General features: G+C 69.0%; 6 protein-coding genes. 4 read left to right on the top strand and 2 right to left on the bottom strand.

The genetic code is table 11. The annotated features are described in order from the left end of the window. The 4 genes from Q0066_RS16675 to Q0066_RS16665 form a co-directional block, all read left to right on the top strand. The coding region (locus Q0066_RS16675) for an ATP-binding protein (protein WP_298135045.1) at positions 1 to 630 on the top strand (630 nt) is incomplete at its 5' end. Then, positions 617 to 1,741, top strand: a complete 1,125-nt coding sequence (gene dprA / locus Q0066_RS16670) for a DNA-processing protein DprA (RefSeq protein ID WP_298135044.1) — start codon at positions 617 to 619, stop codon at positions 1,739 to 1,741. The genes Q0066_RS16675 and dprA, both read left to right, overlap by 14 nt. Positions 1,742 to 1,826: 85 nt before the next feature. Then, positions 1,827 to 2,207 (top strand): DUF1272 domain-containing protein, encoded by a 381-nt coding sequence (locus Q0066_RS17600; protein ID WP_366521547.1) that lies wholly within the window; start codon positions 1,827 to 1,829, stop codon positions 2,205 to 2,207. 38 nt (positions 2,208 to 2,245) lie between these two features. Next, positions 2,246 to 3,412 (top strand): pyridoxal phosphate-dependent aminotransferase, encoded by a 1,167-nt coding sequence (locus Q0066_RS16665; RefSeq protein WP_298135043.1) that lies wholly within the window; start codon positions 2,246 to 2,248, stop codon positions 3,410 to 3,412. A 10-nt stretch (positions 3,413 to 3,422) separates the two neighbouring features. Here the strand turns inward: Q0066_RS16665 and Q0066_RS16660 are convergent, their stop codons facing one another. Both Q0066_RS16660 and Q0066_RS16655 read right to left on the bottom strand, forming a co-directional pair. Further along, a complete protein-coding gene (locus tag Q0066_RS16660) occupies positions 3,423 to 4,241 on the bottom strand; it encodes an HAD family hydrolase (protein WP_298135041.1) in 819 nt (272 codons plus the stop codon). A 117-nt stretch (positions 4,242 to 4,358) separates the two neighbouring features. Further along, the coding region (locus tag Q0066_RS16655; RefSeq protein WP_298135039.1) for a ribonucleotide-diphosphate reductase subunit beta at positions 4,359 to 4,795 on the bottom strand (437 nt) is incomplete at its 5' end.

The raw sequence follows: 4,795 nt of genomic DNA, 5'->3' as shown, positions 1-4,795 counted from the left end.
GAAGCCCCGGAATTTCCGCCGAGGGTGTTGGAGGCATTGCGGGTGCCGCTGGAGTCCGGCCGGGTGGTGCTCGGCCGGGCGGCCGCGCAAGCTACCTATCCGGCGAGCTTTCAGCTCGTCCTGGCTTCCAACCCTTGTCCGTGCGGCAACGCGGGTACCCCGGGCGCGCAGTGCCGATGTGCCCCGATGGCTGTCCGCCGCTACGGCGAGCGGATCTCCGGCCCGATCCTCGACCGCATCGACATCCGGCATCAGTTGCGACCGATGTCGCGCAGCTACCTGAAGGCCGCACTCGGTGGAGGTGAGCCGTCCGCCGCGGTCGCCACGCGGGTGGCCGAGGCGCGTGAGCGGCAACGGCATCGCCTCGCTGAGCACGGCTGGCGAACCAACGGCGAGGTACCGGGTGCGGCGTTGCGACGCCTGCTGCCCTTGCCGGACGGCATCGACCTGCTCGACGACGCGGTCGCCCGCGGACGGCTCTCGGCCCGCGGCGTCGACAAGGTGCTTCGGCTGTCCTGGACAGTCGCCGATCTGGCACGGGCCGACCGTCCGGACCGCGACCATCTGCACACCGCCCTGGCGATGCGCCACGGGCTCGAGCTCGGAGGAGTCGGCAGTGGACGAGCGTGAGGCACGGATGGCGTTGTGCTGCGTGGTCGAGCCGGCCAGTACCGCGGTGACGGCAGCGGTCGCCGAGCACGGGCCGGCCGCGGTGCTGGAAGGGCTCCGCAGCCGCGCGTCGCGCTCCCGATGGGCGCAACGGGCGCGGGCCCTTGACCTGGACGCCGTCCGGAGAGCCACCCGACGCAACCGACTCAGGTTCGTGATCCCCGGCGACGACGAATGGCCGGCCTCGCTGGGAGTCCTCGCCACCTGCGAACCGGTGCAGGAGATGAACGGCATGCCGTTCGGGTTGTGGGTGAAGGGCGACGTGAACCTTGCCCAAGTGTCCGACCGTGCCGTCGCCATCGTCGGGTCGCGAGCCGCGACGGCCTACGGCGAATCGGTGGCCTCCGACCTGGCCGCCGGCCTGGGTGGCCATGGTGTGAGTGTGGTCAGCGGGGGAGCCTACGGCATCGACGCCGCCGCACATGCCGGGGCGTTGGCCGGTGGCGCACCGACGGTCGCGGTGATGGCCGGCGGCCTGGACAAGCCGTATCCGCCGGGCAACGCCACGCTGCTGCAGCGGGTCGCCGGTCAGGGGCTGCTGGTCAGCGAGTTGCCGCCCGGCGAGCACCCGACCCGGGCCCGGTTTCTCTCGCGCAATCGGCTGATCGCCGCACTGTGCCCGGCCACGATCATCGTCGAGGCCGCCTGGCGCAGCGGGGCACGCAACACGGTGAGCTGGGCGAATGCCTGCGGCCGGGTGGTGCTGGCCGTGCCGGGTCCGGTGCACAGTGCGACCTCGACCACGCCGCACCGGTTGATCCGCGACGCCGAGGCGGTGCTCTGTACGGGGGTGCCGGACGTGCTCGAGTTGGTCGGGCCGCTCGGTCGGCTGAGTGCCGCCCGTCCCGATCAGCACCGTGTGCTCGACGAACTCAGTGCCGACGAACTGGCGGTCTACGAAGCGATTCCGGCCCGTGGCGAGATCGACGCCGGCGAGGTGACCTTGCGGGCCGGCCTGCCTCTGGGCACCTGTCTCGGCATCCTCGACAGGATCTGTGACCGCGGCCTGGTCGAACACGGTGTCGCCGGCTGGCGTCTGCCGCGTCCCGCTGTCACTCGCGCGGGTGACTGATGCGACAGCGACATCTCGATACAGTGACCGGTGTCGGGGGGACATACAAGACGCCGTTGACCGAATCGCACCACATCAAGGGGGGATGGGGCGATTCGGCCAGTGGCGGCTATTTCGCCATTTGCCTTCACCCGCCGTGAGCCTGCTCGCTGTGGAGTGCGGTCGTGTGGTGACGCCGCCCCGATCAAGGGGGGAGCGCCAGCACGAAGGGATGGCAACCATGCTGGATTACCGACGCAGCTGTGAATGCTGCGGCCGCGAGCTTGCGGCCGGAGACCACCGCGTCTACATCTGTTCATTCGAATGCACCTGGTGTGCGTCCTGCGCCGCCACGTTTCCCGGCGGGGGCTGTCCCAACTGTGGCGGCAGCCTGCAGTTGCGTCCGGCCCGCGCCTTCAGCCGACGGATGCACGCGCCGACCGTCCAGCCGCACTCCGACACTCGCCGGCTGGTGCGCAGCGCCTGACGTCATCGACGGGTGGACGCGGCACTAGGGTGTCGAGCATGAGCCGACGACCACTCAACCGGGCGCTGGACGGGTTCACCTCGACCATCTTCGCGGAGATGTCGGCACTGGCCATGCGCACCGCCTCGGTCAACCTGGGGCAGGGCTTCCCCGACTTCGACGGTCCCGACAGCATGCTCCAACGGGCGCAGCAGGCGATCGCCGACGGCGTCAACCAGTACCCGCCCGGATCCGGTGACCCAATGCTGCGATCAGCCATCGCGGCACATCAGCAACGCTTCTACGGCATCGAACTCGACCCGGACAGCCAGGTCTTGGTCACCGCCGGAGCGACCGAGGGCATCGCGGCCGCCATGCTGGGCCTGCTCGAACCCGGTGACGAGGTGGTTCTGCTTGAGCCCTACTACGACTCCTACGCCGCAACCATCGCCCTGGCCGGCGGGGTACGCCGTCCGATTCGGTTGGAACCGCCGGATTTCGCCCTGCCCCGCGAAGCGTTCGCCGCCGCCCTCACTCCCCGGACCAGACTGTTGCTGATCAACTCGCCGCACAATCCGACCGGTGCGGTGCTGGGCGCCGACGATCTGGCCTTCGTGGCCGAGCTTGCCGTGCGACACGACGTGCTGGTGGTCACCGACGAGGTCTACGAGCACCTGACCTATGACGGCGTCGGCCATTTGCCGCTGAGCACCCTGCCGGGCATGGCCGAACGCACCGTCACCTTGTCGTCGGCCGGCAAGACGTTCTCAGCAACGGGTTGGAAGATCGGCTGGGCCACCGGTCCGGACGAGCTGGTCGCCGCCGTCCGGGCCGCCAAGCAGTTCCTCACCTACGTCAACGGGGCACCGTTCCAGCCGGCGATCGCCGAAGCGCTGCAGTTGCCCGACAGCTACTTCGACGGCTTCCGGACCGCCATGCAGGACAAACGCGACCGGCTGATCGACGGACTCACCAGGGCAGGCATCGCGACCTTCCGGCCGCGAGGCACCTACTTCGTCGTCGCCGACTCGCGCAGCCTCGGCTACCCCGACGGCTACGAACTGTGCCGTGCCCTGCCTGAACTGTGCGGCGTGGTCGCGGTGCCGATGCAGGTGTTCTACGACAACCCGGACGGCGCACGTCACCTCGTCCGGTTCGCCTACTGCAAGCGTGACGAAGTGCTGGACGAGGCCGTCCGCCGGCTCGGCACGTTGCGCCGAAACTAGAGGGCCGGGATCAGGCGGTGAGCCCGAGGCGGGCGAAGGCTTCGACGAGCCCGGCCCGCTCCGGCGGCGGCACCACCAGGTCGGCCACGGCCAGCACCGGCTCGGGAGCGCCTTCGATGACGACCGCGGTGGCGGCGTCGCGCAGCATCTCCAGGTCGTTGTAGCCGTCGCCGATGGCCACCACATCAGCCTCGTCGGCACCGAAGTGGCGGGCGGTGAGCTTCATCCCGACCGACTTGTTCACCTCCGCCAGGTAGAGCTCACCGGCCCGCTCGCCGAGTTCCAGCGAACTCGGCAGGAACCCGACCCCGGTCGGAAGATGGCGCGCGACGTCCGCCATGGGCAGATTCGCGTCGAAGCAGGCGGCCTTGCTGAACGAGACCGCCGTCAGGTCGTCGGCGACGTGGAGCGCGTCGAGAATGTCCACGCCGGTGCGTCCGGTCGCAGCATCGTCGCCGCGGTCCACCTGCAGCAGTGCGGCGATCCGCTCGCGGGTGGCGGGTCGCGCGTGCACGGCGTCCGGAGCTTCCAGGATGTAGGCGACGTCGTGCGCATCGAGCACGGACACCACCTGGGCCCCGAGCTCGGTGGGGAAGCGCTGGTCGGACAGCACTTCGCCGTCCACCTCGATGTAGCCGCCGGCGGCGCCGACCATGCCGTCGAAGAGAGCCCGCACCTCGTCACTGACCAGGGATCGCGGGCGGCCCGTGCACAGCACGACGCGGTGGCCGCGGTCTCGGGCTTCGCGAACCGCCTCGGCGTGGGCGGGAGGAATTGCTCCTCGGTCGGCGATGGTTCCGTCGAAGTCGATGAACACGATCTTGCCCACGAACGAAGCAACTCCTGAAATTAGACGTTTCAACTAAAAACAGTCTATGCGGATCGCCGTGGACGCCACAATCGGCGTCCACGGGTGCTCCGGGTCATCCGCGGCGGGCGTGGAAGCTCAGAAGTCCCAGTCGGAGTCCTCGGTGTTCACCGCCTTGCCCATCACGTACGACGAGCCGGAGCCGGAGAAGAAGTCGTGGTTCTCGTCCGCGTTGGGCGACAGGGCCGCCAGGATGGCGGGGGAGACCGCGGTGGCCTGCTTGGGGAACAGCGGCTCGTAGCCGAGGTTCATCAGCGCCTTGTTGGCGTTGTAACGGAGGAACATCTTGACGTCCTCGGTCTGGCCGAGCGGGTCGTAGAGGTCCTCGGTGTAGTTCTCTTCGTTGTCGTACAGCTCGTAGAGCAGGTCGAAGGTGTAGTCCTTCAGCTCATCACGCCGAGCCTGGGACGCCTCGCGCAAGGCCACCTGGTACTTGTAGCCGATGTAGTAGCCGTGCACCGCCTCGTCGCGGATGATCAGCCGGATCAGGTCGGCGGTGTTGGTCAGCTTGGCGT

This window comes from Micropruina sp., assembly GCF_027492755.1.
GTDB lineage: Bacteria > Actinomycetota > Actinomycetes > Propionibacteriales > Propionibacteriaceae > Micropruina.
Note: the sequence above shows the minus strand (reverse complement) of the source record. Positions and strands in the feature narration are given on the sequence as shown.